This is a genomic window from Streptomyces sp. NPDC002520 (assembly GCF_053595235.1).
The window spans coordinates 445,859-461,657 of the sequence record NZ_JBSFXG010000003.1 but is presented as its reverse complement, the minus strand read 5'-3'; the positions used below and the strand labels follow the sequence as shown (position 1 = coordinate 461,657).

The following is a 15,799-nucleotide window of genomic DNA, read 5'->3' as shown; positions in this document are numbered from 1 at the left end:
GATTCCAAGCCGTTCAAGCTGATCCTTAACACTCTCCGGGGTGGACGTACGCGTCAGGAACGGCGGAAAACGGGCGAGTTGGTCCACGTTCAGGAGTCACGCACTTTTTGATGGTGACTCAGATGTTATGCGGAGGGCTGCCACCCGATCACCGTGAGTGAGAGTCCGGCGAGGCCGTCGCCGTACGGCGGTCACGGTCGGCGGCGTGGTGCCGCGGGGGTCTTCGTACGGCCAGCAGCGCCATGTCGTCCGCCATCCCGCCGCCCGAATGCCGCCGCACCTCGGCGGCGAGCCGGCCGAGCAGGCTCCCCGGGTCCGGGCAGAGGCGTCCGGTGAGGCGGCGCGCGGGGTCGTAGAACCGGCCGTGGGCGTCCCGGGCCTCGGACAGGCCGTCGGTGTAGAACAGCAGGGTGGAGCCGCCCGGGAAATCGGTCTCGAACGCGCGGTCCGGCCACAGCCCCAGGTCGCTCATGCCGAGCGGCAGGGCGGGCTCGTGCACCGTGAGGGCGCGCAGGGTGCCGTCGGAGTGCAGCATCAGCGGCGGCGGGTGGCCGCGGTTGAGGATGCGGGCGACGCTGTCGTCGTGCGGGAGTTCGGCGAGCACGGCGGTGGTGAAGCCCTCGCAGGCGTCGGGCCCCTCCCGCCGGGTGTCCTCGCGGGCCAGCGCCCGCTCCAGCCGCGTGGCCACCGCCTCCAGCGTGGCCTCCTGCTCGGCGGCCTCCCGGAACGCCCCGATCACCACGGCCACGGCGGCGACCGCCCCCATGCCCTTGCCGCGCACGTCCCCGACGATCAGCCGTACGCCGTGCGGGCTGTCCTGCACCGCGTACAGGTCGCCGCCGATGAACGCGCCCTCCTGGGCCGCCTCGTATCGGGCCGCGATGTCGAATCCGCCGATCCGCGCGGCGGGTTCGGGCAGGACGGCGCGCTGAGCGGCCTCGGCGATCTGCCGGGCGGAGGCGAGCCGCTCGTCGCCACGGCGTACGACGCGGTTGATGACGAGGGCGAGGACGGCGACCGTGACGACGGTGACGGCCTCGGTGACGGCGCCGGCGTCCGTCAGGGCGTAGCGGGAGTGCACGAGGAGGGCGGCGAGCACGGTGGCGAGGCCGGTGAGGGCCGTGGTGCGCAGCGAGGACAGGGGCGCGGCGATCAGCGGGGCGGCCGTGAAGAACGGGACGGCGGTGAGGGCGGGCGGGGTGAACAGGTCGTAGACGATCCCGACGGTGATCAGGAGCGCGGGCAGGGCGCGGGCGAGCGTCCGCAGGGTGGGGCGGCACATCCGGTCCCGGGGCGCGGGTCCGGGGTCCTCGCCGGGGCCCGGGTCCGGGACGGGGTCCCCGGGGAGCCTGCCGCAGGCGCGGGCGTAGGTGTTCTCCTCCATCTCACCTGGGCCCACCGTTCGTCTCCCGTGTCATCGACGTAGATACAGCGTGGTGGGGCCGGGGGCGGCGGGCGACCGGTGTGGACCGAGCGGATGATCTGGTGTGAGGTACGCCACTACGGCGTGCACGGGGGGCGGCGGACGCCCGGAACCGGGGGGAAACACCGGGAAAACACTCAGGGCCGGTATCCATTGCTGGATACCGGCCCTGAGCCTTCAGTAGCGGGGACAGGATTTGAACCTGCGACCTCTGGGTTATGAGCCCAGCGAGCTACCGAGCTGCTCCACCCCGCGTCGTTGTGTCTCAAGCATACGTCATGTTCGGGGTGCTCAGCGCACGGGTTTGCGTGAGGTGGCCCTCAGGGCAGCAGGTGCGCGTTCGGCTCCTTCGCCGCGGCCTCGTGTTCCGGGAGCAGGACGACGTCCACACCCTCGCCCGCCAGGAGCCCGGCGCCGTCGGCCGCCGTCACGAAGGTGTCCGGCTCCCGCCAGGCCGTGACCACCCGGCGCACGCCCGCGCGCAGGATCAGCTCGGCGCACGGGGCGGGGCGGGAGGCGCGCCGGGAGCAGGGCTCCAGGCTGCTGTAGACGGTGGCTCCGGGCAGGCGCGGGTCGGCGGGGTCCAGCTTGGCGAGGGCCGCCTCCTCCGCGTGCACGACGGGGTCGCCGCCCTCGCGCGAGTGGCCGCGCGCCAGTTCGGTGCCGTCGGCCGCGACCACCACCGCGCCGACGCTGAAGGCCGTGGACGAGGGCGGGCACAGGGCCGCCAGCTCGCAGGCGGTGCGCAGCCAGTGGTGGTCGGCGGCGGTGGGCAGCGGGCCGGCGCCGGGGGCGGTGGGCTCGTAGCGCATCAGGACGACGTCCTCGATGCGGCGGGTCTCGACGAGGCGCAGCCGTCCGGCCTGGTACGCCCCCGGGCCGAACAGGCGTGGGGCCGCCGGGTCGCCGACGAACAGCGGTGCCAGGACCAGCTGGAGCTCGTCGGCGAGGCCCTGCCGCAGGAGCTGGGTGTGGACGGTGCCGCCGCCCTCCACCATCAGGCGCCGTACGCCGCGCACGTCGTAGAGGTGTTCCAGCAGGGCGCGCCAGTCGAGGTCCGGGCCGAGGGAGACCACGTCGGCGGTCCGGCCGAGGACGCGGGCGGCCCGCTCGGCCCCCTTGTCCGTCGTGCAGACGAGCTTGTCGCCGCCGGTGTGCCAGAACCTGGCGTCAGGGTCGAGGTCGCCGGAGGCGGTGACGGTGACCTTCAGCGGGTACTCCGGCTTGCCCTGCGCCCGCCGGGCCGCGCGGCGCTCGGGCGCGTTGACGAGGAGGCGGGGGTTGTCGGCGCGGATGGTGCCGGCGCCGATCAGGATCGCGTCCACCGAGGCCCGGACCTCGTCGACCCGGTCGAAGTCGGCCGGGCCGGAGAGCAGGAGGCGGTCGGGGCCGGTGTCGTCCAGGTAGCCGTCGAGGGAGACGGCGGCGGACAGGAGGACGTACGGGTACGGCATCGGCGCGGACTCCCCGGGAGTGATGAGGACGGGCGGCTTGGTTCAAGTTTGAAACAAACTTACACTGGCCGCATGACGACCCGCTGGCTCACCCCCGAGGAGCAGCGCGCCTGGCGCGCCTACATCGCCGCCTCCCAGCTCCTGGAGGACGCGATCGACCGGCAGCTCCAGCAGGACGCCGGCATGCCCCACCTGTTCTACTCCGTGCTGGCCAACCTCTCCGACGCGCCCGACCGGCGGCTGCGCATGACCGATCTCGCCGAGGCGCTGAAGATCACGCGCAGCAGGCTGACGTACGCGGTGACCAGGCTGGAGCGGGACGGACTGGTACGGCGGGAGGGATGCGACCAGGACAAGCGCAGCAGCATCGCGGCGCTGACCGGCGAGGGGATGGCCGTGCTGGAGCGTACGGCACCCGGGCACGTGGAGACGGTGCGCGCGACCCTCTTCGACCGGCTCACGCCGGAGCAGGTGGGTCAGCTGGAGGAGATCTGCACCAGCATCGCGGGGGCGCTGGAGGGCGAGGACGGTGCACGCAGCGCACCGGACGAGGTCCCCTGGCTCCGGCGCTCGTCCAGGGGCTGCTCGTAACTCACCCCACCGGCCAGTTGATTCAACTTTAAAGCAGAGGTAGTGTCTCCGCGGAAACCTGCTTCAAATCTGAAGCAGAGGCCTCGGCGGTCTTCCGTCCGCCCCGCCCCGCCCCGCCCCGGAGGGACCCGCATGCCCGACACCCCCGCCGCCACACAGCGCGCCCGCGTCCGGGTACCGCTGCACTTCCACGACGGCTACGGCGTCGACGCCGAACTCGTCACCTTCCACGGCCTCGCCGACGGGCTGGAGCATGTCGCCGTCGTCCTCGGCGACCCGGCGCCCGGAACCGTACCCCTGGTGCGCCTGCACTCCGAGTGCCTGACCGGGGACGTCTTCGGCTCGGCCCGCTGCGACTGCGGACCCCAGCTGCGCGAGGCGGTGGAGCGGATCGCCGAGCGCGGGGGCGTGCTGCTCTACCTGCGCCAGGAAGGGCGCGGCATCGGCCTGTACAACAAGCTCGACGCCTACGCCCTCCAGGACCAGGGCCTCGACACCTACGAGGCGAACGCCGCGCTGGGCCTCCCGGAGGACGCCCGCGACTACACTGCCGCCGCCCAGATGCTGCGCGCCCTCGGCGTCACCGAGCTGGATCTGCTGTCCAACAACCCCGACAAGGCGGAGCAGTTGCGCTCCCTCGGGGTGTCCGTGCGCGACCGGGTGCCGACCGGCGTCTTCACCACGGCCCACAACGTCCGTTACCTGCGCGCGAAGGTCCTCCAGACCCAGCACACCCTGCCCCTGGCGGAGTTGGCCGACCTGACCGGACGGAACGCGGGCTGACGCGGCCGGACCCCGGCCGGCTCACGCCGGCTCACGCCGCCGCACCCGGCGGACGCGACGAAGGACCGCCGGGCCGGGGCGTGCGGGAGGCGGGGACCGTCAGGAGAGCCACTCGGTGTAGCTGGTGGGGGCGAGGTGGGCGTTCTTGTCCGTGAGGACGTCGCCCTTGACGACGGCGAACATGCCGGCGGTGGGGTCGGTGACGACGGTGCGGTTGTCGCCCTTGTGGGACAGGGTGATCCGGCCCAGCTCGTCCAGGGTGTAGATGTCGGGGCCGGCGATGTTGCGGATGCCGTTCAGCGGAGCGCCGGCGGCGACCTCGGCCACCGCGGCGGCCACGTCCTTGGAGGCGATGGGCTGGATGGGTGTGGCGGGCAGCCGGACGGTGTCGGCGTCGGCGGTCCAGGAGATGACCGCGTCCATGAAGTCCATGAACTGTGTGGCGCGCACGATCGAGTAGGGGATCGGCCCGGCCGCGAGGATCTTCTCCTGGAGCGTCTTGGCGCGGTAGTAGTCCATCTCCGGCACCTGGTCCACGCCGACGATCGACAGGATGACGACGTGGCCGACGCCGCCCTTGTGGGCCGCCGCCAGGAGGTTGTCCATCGAGGTCTGGAAGAAGGCCGGGGAGGCTTCGTCGAAGGTCGGGGAGTTCGTCAGGTTCACGACGACGTCGGCCCCCGCCACCGCCTCGTCCAGTCCCTGGCCGCTGATGACGTCGACGCCACTGGACTTCGAGTGCGGTACCGCCTCGTGCCCGGCGGCGTTCAGGTTCTTGACGACCTGCGACCCGATCAGCCCGGTACCACCGATGACTGCGATCTTCATGGCACACCTTTCCTTGGCGTTTTGTGCGCAATATGGCATATGTGCGCCTATGTGGGCGCGGCAAGAAACGGCACCTCGACCGGCTGAGGCCGGACGCCGTCAGCGGCCGTCGACGAACGTGACCGTCTCGTCGAGCGGCGCCCGGGCCGTATGGGGGTCACTCACCGTGACGTCTTCGAACCCGATCGACATGCCGCAGAAGAGGACGAGACCGTCCGGGGGCGACAGGACCTCCGCGACGGTCCGGTGGAACTTCGCCCATGCCATCTGCGGGCAGCTGTGCAGCCCCTCGGCGCGCAGCAGCAGCATGACGGTCTGCAGATACATGCCGGCGTCGGCCCACTGGGGCGAACCCATCTCGCGGTCGATGTAGCAGAACAGGGCAGCGGGCGCGCCGAAGCAGTCCCAGTTCGCGGAAGCGGCCCGCTGGCGCCCCTCCAGGTCCCCGCGCGCAATGCCGAGCGCGCCGTAGCGCTGCTCCCCGAAGGCGGATCGGCGCTCACTTGAGTTCGGCAAGCGGTGCGCCGGTCAGCACGTAGACGTGCCACGGCTGGAGGTACGATCCGGACGGCGCCCAGGCCGCGGCGGACAGCACCCGTTCCAGCGCCCGCCGCGGGACGGGCCGGTCGGTGAACGCGCGTACCGCCCGTCGGCTCACGACCGCCTCATAGACGTCCATGATCGCCCATCTCCATCTGCTTCATGGGTCGACCTTCGTTACAGAGGAAATCCACTCGCGCGGCGCCTCGCCGCGTGACCCGCCGGGCCGTGGACGCCGTGTGACGCCCCGTCCCGGGAGGTCACACGGCGCCCGCGCAGTACTTACGCCTCGTCATCCGCCGGATGGGCAAGCCGGGTCAGCAGTTCCGTCAGCTTCTCGGGCTCGCCGGGCCCCAGTTCGGCGACCAGACGCTCGGCCAGCGGCTCCGCCGCCAGGTGGACCGCGTCGAAGAGCTCCAGCCCCTGAGGGGTGATCTCCACCGCCCGCACCCGCCGGTCCCCCGGAACGGACTTGCGTACGGCCAGCCCCTTCCGCTCCAGGTCGTCCACGACCCGCATGATTCCCGCCTTGTCCGACCCCGTCGCCGCCGCCAGATCCCGCTGCACCGTGGGCCCGTGATTGACCAGCTCGATCAGCACAGCGAAATGCCGCAACTCGATGCCGAGCGGCCGAAGGGCCTCCGTCATCACCGCGGCCGCGCGCCAGTGCGCCCGGCGCAGCAGCAGACCGAGAGCGAAGGGCGACGTGTCCCCGGGGCGGTCGGTCGCGTGCGAGGCGGTGGTTCGGTGGGGAGCGTCAGCGGCCATGGGACCAGACTACTTCGTTCGATACGGTATCGCTTGAAACTAAATGGCCGTCCGAGCGTGCTGGGAGGCGACAGGAGCCGGGCGATGCAGACCGTGCGAGGGCCCCAGACCCCTGTCAGTGCTTGCGCTTGCCGTGCTTGTCGGCCTCCTTGGGGCCTGGTTTGACGTCGGGCTCCCTCTCCGGCTTCTGCTCGGCAGGCTGTTCCGGGGGTGAGGAAGCAGTCTCGTACGACGTCGAGGGGGACGGCGTGGCGGGGCTCGTGCTCGCGGACGGGCTGATCTGCGGCCCCTGCGCCGAGCCGGTGCCGGGCGAGAACCACACCATGCCCACCACCAACGCCACGGTGAAGAGGCCGGCACCGCCCAGCACAGCCACCAGCCGGGAACGGCGGAGGAACGGCAGGTGTGAGCGGCGGGTCGCGGCACGGTGCACGCTCGTCTGCCACTCGGTGTCCGCCACCGGGGCGAAGGCGCCGTCGGAGCGGGCGGTGGGAGCGGAGACGGGGCGTGCGGGGGCGGCGGCCCTCGAGCCGGTGACGTGCGGCCGGTCCGGACGGCCGTGGTCCTGGTGTTCGCTCGGCAGTGGCTCCGTCACCCCGCGCCAGGCTCCGCGCCCGAACCAGTCCGCCACCTCCCCGGCCGTGGGCCGGCTCTCGGGCTCCTTGGCCAGCAGACCGAGCAGATAGCTCTCGAAGGCGGCCGGTAGATCGGCGCCGAGTTGCCGGGGTGGGACCGGGGCGGCATCGAGGTGCTGATGAAGCACCGCGAGCGCACTGTCCGCCTGGAACGGCGGCCGACCGATGAGGAGTTGGTAGAGCACGCAGCCCAGGGAGTACACGTCGGATGCCGGGCCGGCGGTGCGGCCCAGGGCCCGCTCGGGCGCGAGGTAAAGGCTGGTGCCGACGATCTGCCCGGTGGCGGTGAGCGCGGCACCGGGGTCGTCGAGGAAGCGGGCGATGCCGAAGTCGCCGATCTTCAGGGTGCCGTCGGCGTCCAGCAGGAGGTTGGCCGGCTTGATGTCCCGGTGCACGATGCCCTGCTGATGCGCGGCGGCCAGCCCGGCGGCGGCCTGCGCGGCGATACGGGCCACCCGCTCGGCGGACAACGGTCCGGAGTCGGTGAGCAGGTCGGCGAGGCTGTCACCGTCGACAAGCTCCATCACCAGGAACAGACGGTCTTCGTGCTCGCCGAAGTCCAGGACGCCGACCACATGCGGGTGACTGAGACGGCCGGCGGTCTGCGCCTCCAGCCGGAAGCGGGAGGGGGCGGTGGGGTCGGAGTTGTGCGGGAGCAGGAGTTTCAACGCAACCGGTCTGCCGAGCGTCTCGTCGAAGGCCCGCCAGACCTCCCCCATCGCGCCCCGTCCGATGGTGTCTCGCAGCCGGTACCGGCCCGCTATCAGCACTTGTTCTTCATCCTCATGCCCAAAGACGTCTTGATCGCCGCAAGCCATGACTCACCGTGGGGCGCGGATCAAGGTGCGGGGTGCCACAGCGGCCCCAGCGTACCGGCCCCGCGATCTTGTTCTTCCCGTCGGCGCGGAGACCGGCCACTACGGGCAGCCCCGCCAGAGGACGAGGATACGTGCATGGTTCCCGGCCGAGTCGTGACGGCTCCAAGTCGCTCTCTTCACACGAGCGTTGGATTCGTGACCATCTCTCACCACCAGTGACATTCCAGAGACACGATGCGCTGGAGGGAGTGACCCGATCATGAGGGTCGAGGCGCTCGCTCTCCTGGGGAGGTACGCGGGCGCCGACCGCAGGAGCGGGCTGGTTCCCCCCGTGCCGGCCCGCTCCTGCGCGCAAACGGCAGCCCGGGCGTCCCACGTGGCAGTGGCACCCGGGCTGCCGTATGGCCGACTTCGTCGCACGTTCTGGCTGCGTACCCGGCACATCCGCTCACGCAAGGGCCCGAAACCGAAGCAGCGCCCGAGTCGACCGAAGCCGACCCGAGCGCTGCACCGCAGGTCAGAGGGGGTAACCCCTCTTCCGCACCGGTAGGCCCTGTGGGACTCGAACCCACAACCAATGGATTAAAAGTCCACTGCTCTGCCAATTGAGCTAAGGGCCCAGGCGATGTTGCCTGTCCGAGCATAGCCGGACACGGCCGCGTCTCCGATCGGGTATCGGTGTCGCGGCCGCGTCGGGCGGTGGCGAAAGGGGGGTCAGGGGCTCGGCATGCCGGTGGGAGCCGTGCGGGACGCCTCGCGGGCCACGGTGCGGGCGTGGTCGGGGTTGAGGAACCAGTGGCGGGCCGAGGCCAGCCACCACGTCGCGGCGAAGCCCAGGACGACAAGGACCGCGACCGGCGCGTAGTTGAAGGTCTCCCAGGTGACCGGGGAGACCTGCGGAAGCATGAACAGGATCGTGATCACACCGACCCAGATCACCGACACGATGCCGATCGGCTGGGACCAGCGGCCCAGATGCCACGGACCGCGTTCGAACGCGTCGCCCTTGCGCACCCTCAGCAGCGTCGGGACGACGTACGCGATGTACAGGCCGATCACCGCGATCGACGTCACCGCCGCGTACGCCGTCACGTTGATCAGATACGGCAGCCCCAGCACCAGCGCACCCCCCGCCGCCAGCCACACCGCCGCGACCGGGGTGCGTGTGCGCGGGCTGACCGTGTGCCAGACGTGCGAGAAGGGCAGCGCGCCGTCGCGGGAAAAGGCGTAGATCATGCGGCTGTTGGCCGTCACCGACGCCATCCCGCAGAAGAGCTGTGCGCCGATCACGACGAGCAGGAGCAGCTTGCCGGCCGTCGCGCCCAGCGCGTCCAGGAGGATCTGCGCCGGGGGAGCGCCGGTCGGGGACGCCAGCTCCTTGTCGTACGACTGGATGGCGAAGGTGAAGCCCAGAAGGAGTACGAAGCCGGCGATCCAGGACGTCCAGATCGATCGGACGATGCCCTTCGGGCCCGCCGTCGACGCGTCGCGCGTCTCCTCGGTCATGTGGGCCGAGGCGTCGTACCCCGTGAAGGTGTACTGGGCCATCAGAAGGCCGAGCAGCACCACGTACACGCCGCTGCCCCAACCCGTGTTGTTCACGAAGTGGGTGAACACGAAGGACGCCGACTGGTGGTGGTCCGGCACGAAGGCCAGCGCGCCGACGATCACGGCGACACCCAGCACGTGCCACCACACGCTCACGCTGTTGAGGAGCGCGACGATGCGGACGCCGAAGGTGTTCAGCAAGCCGTGCAGGAGGAGGATCGCCGCGAAGAGGAGGACCGTACGGCCCGGGGTCACCTCGAAGTCGAACTGCAGGTTCAGATAGGCGCCCAGGAAGGACGCGGCGCCGAAGTCGATGCCCGCGGTCACCGCGACCTGGCCGAGGACGTTGAACCAGCCCGTGAACCAGGCCCACGCCGCCGCCGAACGGGGCGGCGCGAGACGGTGCGCCCAGAAGTACAGGCCCGCCGACGTCGGGTACGCCGAACAGATCTCGGCCATCGAGAGACCGACGAACAGCGTCATCAGACCGACCCCGACCCAGCCCCAGGTGATCACGGCGGGACCGCCGGTGTTCATCCCGAACAGGTAGAGGGTCAGACATCCGGACAGGACCGAGATGATCGTGAAGGAGACGGCGTAGTTGGAGAACGCCGACATACGGCGGGCGAGGACCTGGGTGTAACCGAGCTGGGCCAGCCGTTCCTCGTCCGACAGCCCGGTGGCCCCACGGACTCTCGCATCATCTGTCATGCCCCCAGCAATTCCCCGGCCGGGGGCGTGACATGCATCACAGGTTGGCCAAAACGGGACGGTCAGAAGAGGCCCTTGTAGCCCTGCCAGCCCGTCGCGATCCGCGTCCGCGCCCCGAACGAGCCCTTGCCGTCACCGTTGTTGCGGTACAGGTTGCCCGCCGTGTCCCGCTCGACCAGGTCGCTCTTCCCGTCCCCGGTGATGTCACCGACGCCGACGATCGCGTTGTAGGAGCCGCCCCAGTTCGAGAACACCTTCACACGGTCCTTCAGCAGGCCGTTGCCGAGCCCGTTGTAGCGGTAGAGCGTCCCGGACTTGTCCCGGGCGAGGACGTCACCGATGCCGTCGCCGTTCAGATCACCGGCGCCGACGACCTTCGTGTACCCCGTCCACGCGGACCGGATCTTCTTCGCCGCCGCCAGCGTGCCGTCGCTCTTCGCGGCGAAGAGGTACACGTCCCCGGTCGACGCCTTGCGCGCCAGCAGGTCCGCCCGCCCGTCACCGGTCAGGTCACCTGGTGAGGTGAGCACGTTGTAGGCGTTCCAGCCGGTGCCGAGCTTCGTGTACGGCGTGGACGTGGTGAGCGCGCCGCCGCACGGCACCTTGTAGCCGCGCAGCGAACCGTCGCTCATCCGCACCAGCACGTCGTTGCAGCGGTCCTTGTTCAGGTCGCCGAACGGCACGGCCACCGCCTTCGTGGACCAGCCACCGCCCGAGACCTTCCCGGAGAACGTGCCCTTGCCCGTGCCCTGCTGGAAGGTGAAGGCGCCCGAGGCGTTCAGGGTGAGGAGATCACCGGTGCCGTCGGGCAGGCCCGGGGAGCCGACGTGGTCGTGGCGCACGGCGCTGCCGTACTCCAGCTGGACCGTGCCGCGCACCTGAAGCGGAGCGCCCGCGCCGTCCGCGGGCGTGACGGTCAGGGTCCAGTCGTAGGTGCCGTTCGGCACGAACGCGTCCCCGGTCTTCGTAGGGTCGTCACCGTGCCATCCGACGGTCAGCTCGCCCCGCGCCGGCCCGCCGTCGCGGCCGTCGTCGTAGACCTTGCCGGTCGCGCGGTTGCGGACCGTCAGGTCCCAGCCCGAGGACGGCTTCGACAGGAGCACGGTGGCCAGGGTGTCGGGCGTGGTGTCGACCTCGTGCCCCCAGACGTACGACGTCTTCTCGACCGGTGCGAGCAGGCGCAGCGGCTGCTGCGGCACTCCCGACGGTACGAGGTGGACGCGCTCCTGGTCGTCGACGTACGCGACGTTGCCGCCGGACTCGTCCACCGTCCAGCGGACGTCCCGCTGGGAGACGCCGGTGTCGGGCAGCTCGCCGATCACCCGGCTCGCCGGGGTGCCGTCGGCGAAGGTGGTGAGGACGAGCTCGCCGGCCTGCTTGTCGTGCGTGACGACGTAGCCGTCGCCGAGCTCGGCCTCGTCGGTGGGGACGGGCACGGACTTCTTCAGCGTGCGGTCGTAGACTCCCGCCTTCCCGTCACAGGCCCAGTAGATCCAGCGGCCGAGCGCCTGCAGTTCGGACGGTGTGCAGCCGACGTCGGTGGTGACGGTCTCGGTGGTCTCCTTCGTCGACAGGTTGTACGCCGTGAGGGTGCCGGGGGACGCGGCCGGCGTCCACAGAAGGTCACCGGACAGGGCGGCGGCGCCCGGGGTCCGGCTGACGGTCGGGATACCGGCATTACCGATCTTGTAGACGTACTGGTGGGTCCGGCCCGTGTAGAGGAGGTAGTGGCCGGAGACGTCCGTGATCCGGCCGCCGTCGGTCACCCCCCGCTGCCAGATCGGGCCGTGCGGGCCCGTACCCATGACCCTGATCTGGTCGGAGTACCCCGACGTGCCGCGCTCCAGCCAGGCGATCTGCCCGTCGGGGGTGCCGTGCAGCGACGCGCAGGCGATGTCGGAGGACGCGCAGTGCGCGACGACAACACTTGAGTCGAGGGACGAGTAGGGCTCGCCGAACTCGGGGGTGCCGGCCGGGGCGACGGTCCGCACGCGGCTGACGCGACCACCGCTGGTTCCGTAGCTGGTCCCGTAGTCCGTGACGACCAGCCGCCCCTGGTCCAGGGAGATCCCCTGGATCCGGTACGGCGGCTTCGGCAGCGGCTTGACCATGTCGACGACGGGCCCGCCGTCCGCTCCGGCGCGGATGCGCCGGATTCCCCAGTCGTCCGCGCCGGTGCGGCCGACGACGAGGGCGCTGCCGTCGGGGGCGGCTGAGATCCCTCCGCGGTTGGAGGCGGCGACCACGGCGACCGGATCGCCTCCCGCGATCGGTACGGCCGTCACCCGGGCTCCGGCACCAGGGCTGTGGACGAGCCAGTCACCGACGACGGTGAGGTCGGTGGCCGTGGCGGCGCCGGTCGTGCTGTCCAGGGTGACCTCGGCCGGGGTGGCCGACAGATCGGCGCGGGAGTACACGTACGCCTGGGTGGCGCCCGTGCCGGCGTACATGACGAGATGGTCGGGCGAGAGCAGGGCGTAGGAGTTGCCGGACGGCAGTACCGGGGTCCAGCCGCGGACCTGACCGGTGCCCGGGTCGACCTCGGCCATGCGCATCCCGTCCAGGTCCGCCCGGAACACGATCCCCGAGGCGTCGCCGCGCAGCGGCGTGCCGACCGTCATGCCCGCCGGCGCGTGGACGGTCACGTCACGCGTGGTGCCGTCGGGCCCGGCGCTCAGCAGGTGGTGGATCGTGAAGTCGCGGCTGCCGTCCGGGGAGGAGACGTCCTCCGCCGCGGCGATCGTGCTGCCGTAGATGCCGAGGAACCTCTGTCCCGCCGGGACGTGCACCGTGCTCGTCGTACCGTCGACCGCGTTCCAGAGGTCGATCCGGCCGTCGTTGTAGCGGTAGGCGAGGACGTCGCTGCCCGTGCTGCTCATGAACGACGCGGCGCCGAGCGGCGGCGTGTCGAAGGTCCGGCCGTCCGAGTACCGCGTCCACACGACGCCGGCACGGCCTTCCAGCCGGTGGAAGACACCCTGCGCACCGGCGCCGTCGCCGCCGCTCGTGGTGGAGGCGTAGAAGAACGAGGCCACGGTGTACGTACCGCGGTAGGTGGCCGGTACGACGGTCTCCTGCGCACCATCGGCCGCGACGGCGGGCAGCGGCCCGAAAGCCGAGACCAGGGCGGCCGAGGCCACGACGGCCAGCGCGGCGCGTCTCGCGCGGGATCGGCGTACAAGGGCATCGTGAGCCACGGTTGGGTCCTCCCCGAGGATCGATCGGAGGACGTGCGCCGTGCGCGAACTCCCCTGCCCCGCCCGGCACTTCCCCCACAGAAGTCGCCCGATATTACAAGAACTTCAGACGCTCGTGGGAAGTCCTTCACCCTGGTCCGAGCACCGGCCATGACAGGCAAGGGCCCGTACGACCGAAGTCGTACGGGCCCTTGTCAGAACGTCAGCCGGCGTCAGCCGTTGCGCTTCCAGCGCGGCTTGTCGTCGCGGCGGCCGAAGGAGCCGCTGCCGCCACGGTGGTCGTCACGGCGGCCGGAGGGACGCTCGTGACCGCCGGACCGGAAGCCCGGGCGGTCGTCGCGACGGTCGCGGTTGAACGGGCGGTCGCTGCCCCGGTGGCCGGCGCGGTCGTCACGGCGCTCGAAGGAGCGGCCGCCACGGTCGTCACGACGATCGAAGGATCGGCCACCACGGTCGTCACGACGGTCACGGTCACCGCCGAAGCCACCACGCTCGCCACGGTCGTCGCGACGGAAGCCACCCCGGTCGTCACGGCGCTCGTCGCGACGCTCGAAGGAACGGCCACCACGGTCGTCACGGCGCTCGAAGCCACGGCCACCACGGTCGTCACGACGCTCGGTGCGGTCGAAGGGACGACGCTCGTCGCGACGGAAGCCGCCACGGTCGTCACGGCGCTCGAAGGAGCGGCCACCACGGTCGTCACGACGGTCACGGTCACCGCCGAAGCCACCACGCTCGCCACGGTCGTCGCGACGGAAGCCACCCCGGTCGTCACGGCGGTCGTCGCGGCGCTCGAAGGAGCGGCCACCACGGTCGTCACGGCGCTCGAAGCCACGGCCACCGCGGTCGTCACGACGCTCGGTGCGGTCGACGTCCGCCGCGGCCGGCTGCTCCGGCACGGACGCCTCGGCCACGGCCTCGGCAGCCGTCGCCTGGGCCTCCGCCACCGCGGCCTCCGGGTCCTCGCCGCGCTCGCGGGCGACACGGGCGACCAGGCGGTCGGCCTCCTCGCGCAGCTCGGTGGCGCGGCGCTGGGCGCGCTCCAGCTGCTTGGTGAGGTGGGAGACCTCGCGCTCGGCCTGCTGGGCGGCGTTGCCCGCGGACTCGGCCTGGACCTCGGTCATCGAGCGGGCGCCGGTGATCTCGGCGACCTCCGGGTCGAAGGCGCCGGCGCCCTGGATGATGTGGCGCGCGGCGTCGACGCCGGCGTCCTCCATGAGGCGGAAGATCTGGCGGCGCTGGTGCGGCAGGGACAGGGAGACGACCGTGCCGGTGCGGCCGGCACGCGCGGTGCGGCCGGCGCGGTGCAGGTAGTCCTTGTGGTCGCCGGCCGGGTCCACGTTCAGGACCAGGTCGATGCCGTCGACGTGGATACCGCGGGCGGCGACGTCGGTGGCGACCAGGACGTTGACGTAACCGTCCTTGAAGTCGGCCAGCGTGCGGGTGCGCGCGCCCTGGGTCATGCCGCCGTGCAGCGCGTCGGCCTTCACGCCCGCCTCGCGCAGCTGCTCGGCGACGCGGTCGGCGCCCAGCTGGGTGCGGACGAAGATGATCGTGCGGCCCTTGCGGGAGGCGATCGCGGCGGTGACCGGCGCCTTGTCCTTGGGCTTCACGATGAGGATGTGGTGCGACATGGTCGTCACCGCGCCCTGGGCCGCGTCCACCTCATGGGAGACGGGGTTGTTCAGGTAGCGGTCGACGAGGGTCTGGATCTCGTTCTCCATCGTGGCGGAGAAGAGCATGCGCTGGCCGCCGGCCGGGACCTGGTCGAGCAGCTCGGTGACCTCGGGCAGGAAGCCCAGGTCGGACATCTGGTCGGCCTCGTCCAGGACGGCGATCTGCACGTCCTCGAGGGAGCAGGCGCCGCGGTTGATGATGTCGCGCAGGCGGCCCGGGGTGGCGACGAGGATGTCGACGCCGCGCTCCAGGGCGTAGATCTGGTTGCCCATCGAGGTGCCGCCGCAGACGACCTTCATCTTCAGGCCGAGGACGTCGCCGTACGGCTGGAGGGCGTCGGCGACCTGCATGGCCAGCTCGCGGGTCGGGGTCATGATGACCGCGCGGGGGCGCTTCTTCTCCGTGCGGCCGCCGGCCAGCGTGGCCAGGGTGGGCAGACCGAAGGAGAGGGTCTTGCCGGAGCCGGTGCGGCCACGGCCGAGGATGTCCTTGCCGGTCAGGGCGTCCGGGATGGTCGCGGCCTGGATCGGGAAGGGGGTGGTCACGCCGTTCTGCGCGAGCTTGCGCACGATGCCCTCGGGGAGGCCGAGGTCGGCGAAGGTGGTCTGGGGGGTGGTGTCTGCGGCCTCGACGGCCTCGGTGACCTCGGTCGTCACGTCCACGAGCTCGTTGTCGTTCTCGGGCATGACGATCTGATCAGTACTGGACACGGACATGCGAATGCGAAACCTTCCGGAGTCTCTTCGGCACGCGCCCGTCAACTCCGTGATTCGCTCACGACCGCCTCTATGCGGTCCGCCACGGCAAGGGAGAGTACGCGCCACAC

The 15,799-nt window shown here is 71.3% G+C and carries 10 protein-coding genes, 2 tRNA genes and 1 pseudogene; 2 read left to right on the top strand and 11 right to left on the bottom strand.

Going from position 1 to position 15,799, the window contains the following annotated elements; translation table 11 throughout:
- Nucleotides 1-148: 148 nt before the first annotated feature.
- The 3 genes from ACWD5D_RS08130 to ACWD5D_RS08120 form a co-directional block, all read right to left on the bottom strand.
- Entirely contained in the window at nucleotides 149-1,384 is a 1,236-nt protein-coding gene (locus tag ACWD5D_RS08130) for a PP2C family protein-serine/threonine phosphatase (RefSeq protein ID WP_451371950.1), read from the bottom strand.
- Between the two features lie 220 nt (nucleotides 1,385-1,604).
- Nucleotides 1,605-1,678, bottom strand: a tRNA-Met gene (locus tag ACWD5D_RS08125).
- Between the two features lie 65 nt (nucleotides 1,679-1,743).
- Nucleotides 1,744-2,877: a dihydrofolate reductase family protein gene (locus tag ACWD5D_RS08120; RefSeq protein ID WP_451371949.1), complete on the bottom strand. Its 1,134-nt coding sequence runs from the start codon at nucleotides 2,875-2,877 to the stop codon at nucleotides 1,744-1,746.
- Between the two features lie 72 nt (nucleotides 2,878-2,949).
- Here ACWD5D_RS08120 and ACWD5D_RS08115 point away from each other — a divergent pair, with 72 nt between their 5' ends.
- Both ACWD5D_RS08115 and ACWD5D_RS08110 read left to right on the top strand, forming a co-directional pair.
- The gene (locus ACWD5D_RS08115) at nucleotides 2,950-3,468 is read left to right on the top strand and encodes a MarR family winged helix-turn-helix transcriptional regulator (protein WP_451371948.1); all 519 of its coding nucleotides are present in this window, start codon (nucleotides 2,950-2,952) and stop codon (nucleotides 3,466-3,468) included.
- Nucleotides 3,469-3,600: 132 nt separating this feature from the next.
- The gene (locus tag ACWD5D_RS08110) at nucleotides 3,601-4,251 is read left to right on the top strand and encodes a GTP cyclohydrolase II (protein ID WP_451371947.1); all 651 of its coding nucleotides are present in this window, start codon (nucleotides 3,601-3,603) and stop codon (nucleotides 4,249-4,251) included.
- A gap of 99 nt (nucleotides 4,252-4,350) precedes the next feature.
- On the opposite strand, the gene ACWD5D_RS08105 is transcribed toward ACWD5D_RS08110, so the two are convergent.
- From ACWD5D_RS08105 to ACWD5D_RS08070, 8 genes and pseudogenes are all read right to left on the bottom strand, one after another.
- Nucleotides 4,351-5,079: an SDR family oxidoreductase gene (locus tag ACWD5D_RS08105; RefSeq protein ID WP_451371946.1), complete on the bottom strand. Its 729-nt coding sequence runs from the start codon at nucleotides 5,077-5,079 to the stop codon at nucleotides 4,351-4,353.
- Nucleotides 5,080-5,178: 99 nt separating this feature from the next.
- Nucleotides 5,179-5,758 (bottom strand): annotated as a pseudogene (locus tag ACWD5D_RS08100) (nitroreductase).
- 143 nt (nucleotides 5,759-5,901) lie between these two features.
- Nucleotides 5,902-6,387 (bottom strand): MarR family winged helix-turn-helix transcriptional regulator, encoded by a 486-nt coding sequence (locus tag ACWD5D_RS08095; RefSeq protein ID WP_451371945.1) that lies wholly within the window; start codon nucleotides 6,385-6,387, stop codon nucleotides 5,902-5,904.
- Between the two features lie 115 nt (nucleotides 6,388-6,502).
- Nucleotides 6,503-7,792, bottom strand: coding sequence for a protein kinase domain-containing protein (locus ACWD5D_RS08090; RefSeq protein ID WP_451371944.1), 1,290 nt, complete (start codon nucleotides 7,790-7,792; stop codon nucleotides 6,503-6,505).
- 595 nt (nucleotides 7,793-8,387) lie between these two features.
- Nucleotides 8,388-8,460 (bottom strand) — tRNA-Lys (locus ACWD5D_RS08085).
- A gap of 94 nt (nucleotides 8,461-8,554) precedes the next feature.
- The gene (locus ACWD5D_RS08080; RefSeq protein WP_451371943.1) at nucleotides 8,555-10,099 is read right to left on the bottom strand and encodes an amino acid permease; all 1,545 of its coding nucleotides are present in this window, start codon (nucleotides 10,097-10,099) and stop codon (nucleotides 8,555-8,557) included.
- Between the two features lie 62 nt (nucleotides 10,100-10,161).
- Complete coding sequence (locus ACWD5D_RS08075; protein WP_451371942.1) at nucleotides 10,162-13,296, bottom strand: FG-GAP repeat domain-containing protein; 3,135 nt, start codon at nucleotides 13,294-13,296, stop codon at nucleotides 10,162-10,164.
- A gap of 212 nt (nucleotides 13,297-13,508) precedes the next feature.
- Nucleotides 13,509-15,689, bottom strand: a complete 2,181-nt coding sequence (locus tag ACWD5D_RS08070) for a DEAD/DEAH box helicase (protein ID WP_451371941.1) — start codon at nucleotides 15,687-15,689, stop codon at nucleotides 13,509-13,511.
- Between the last annotated feature and the right edge of the window lie 110 nt (nucleotides 15,690-15,799).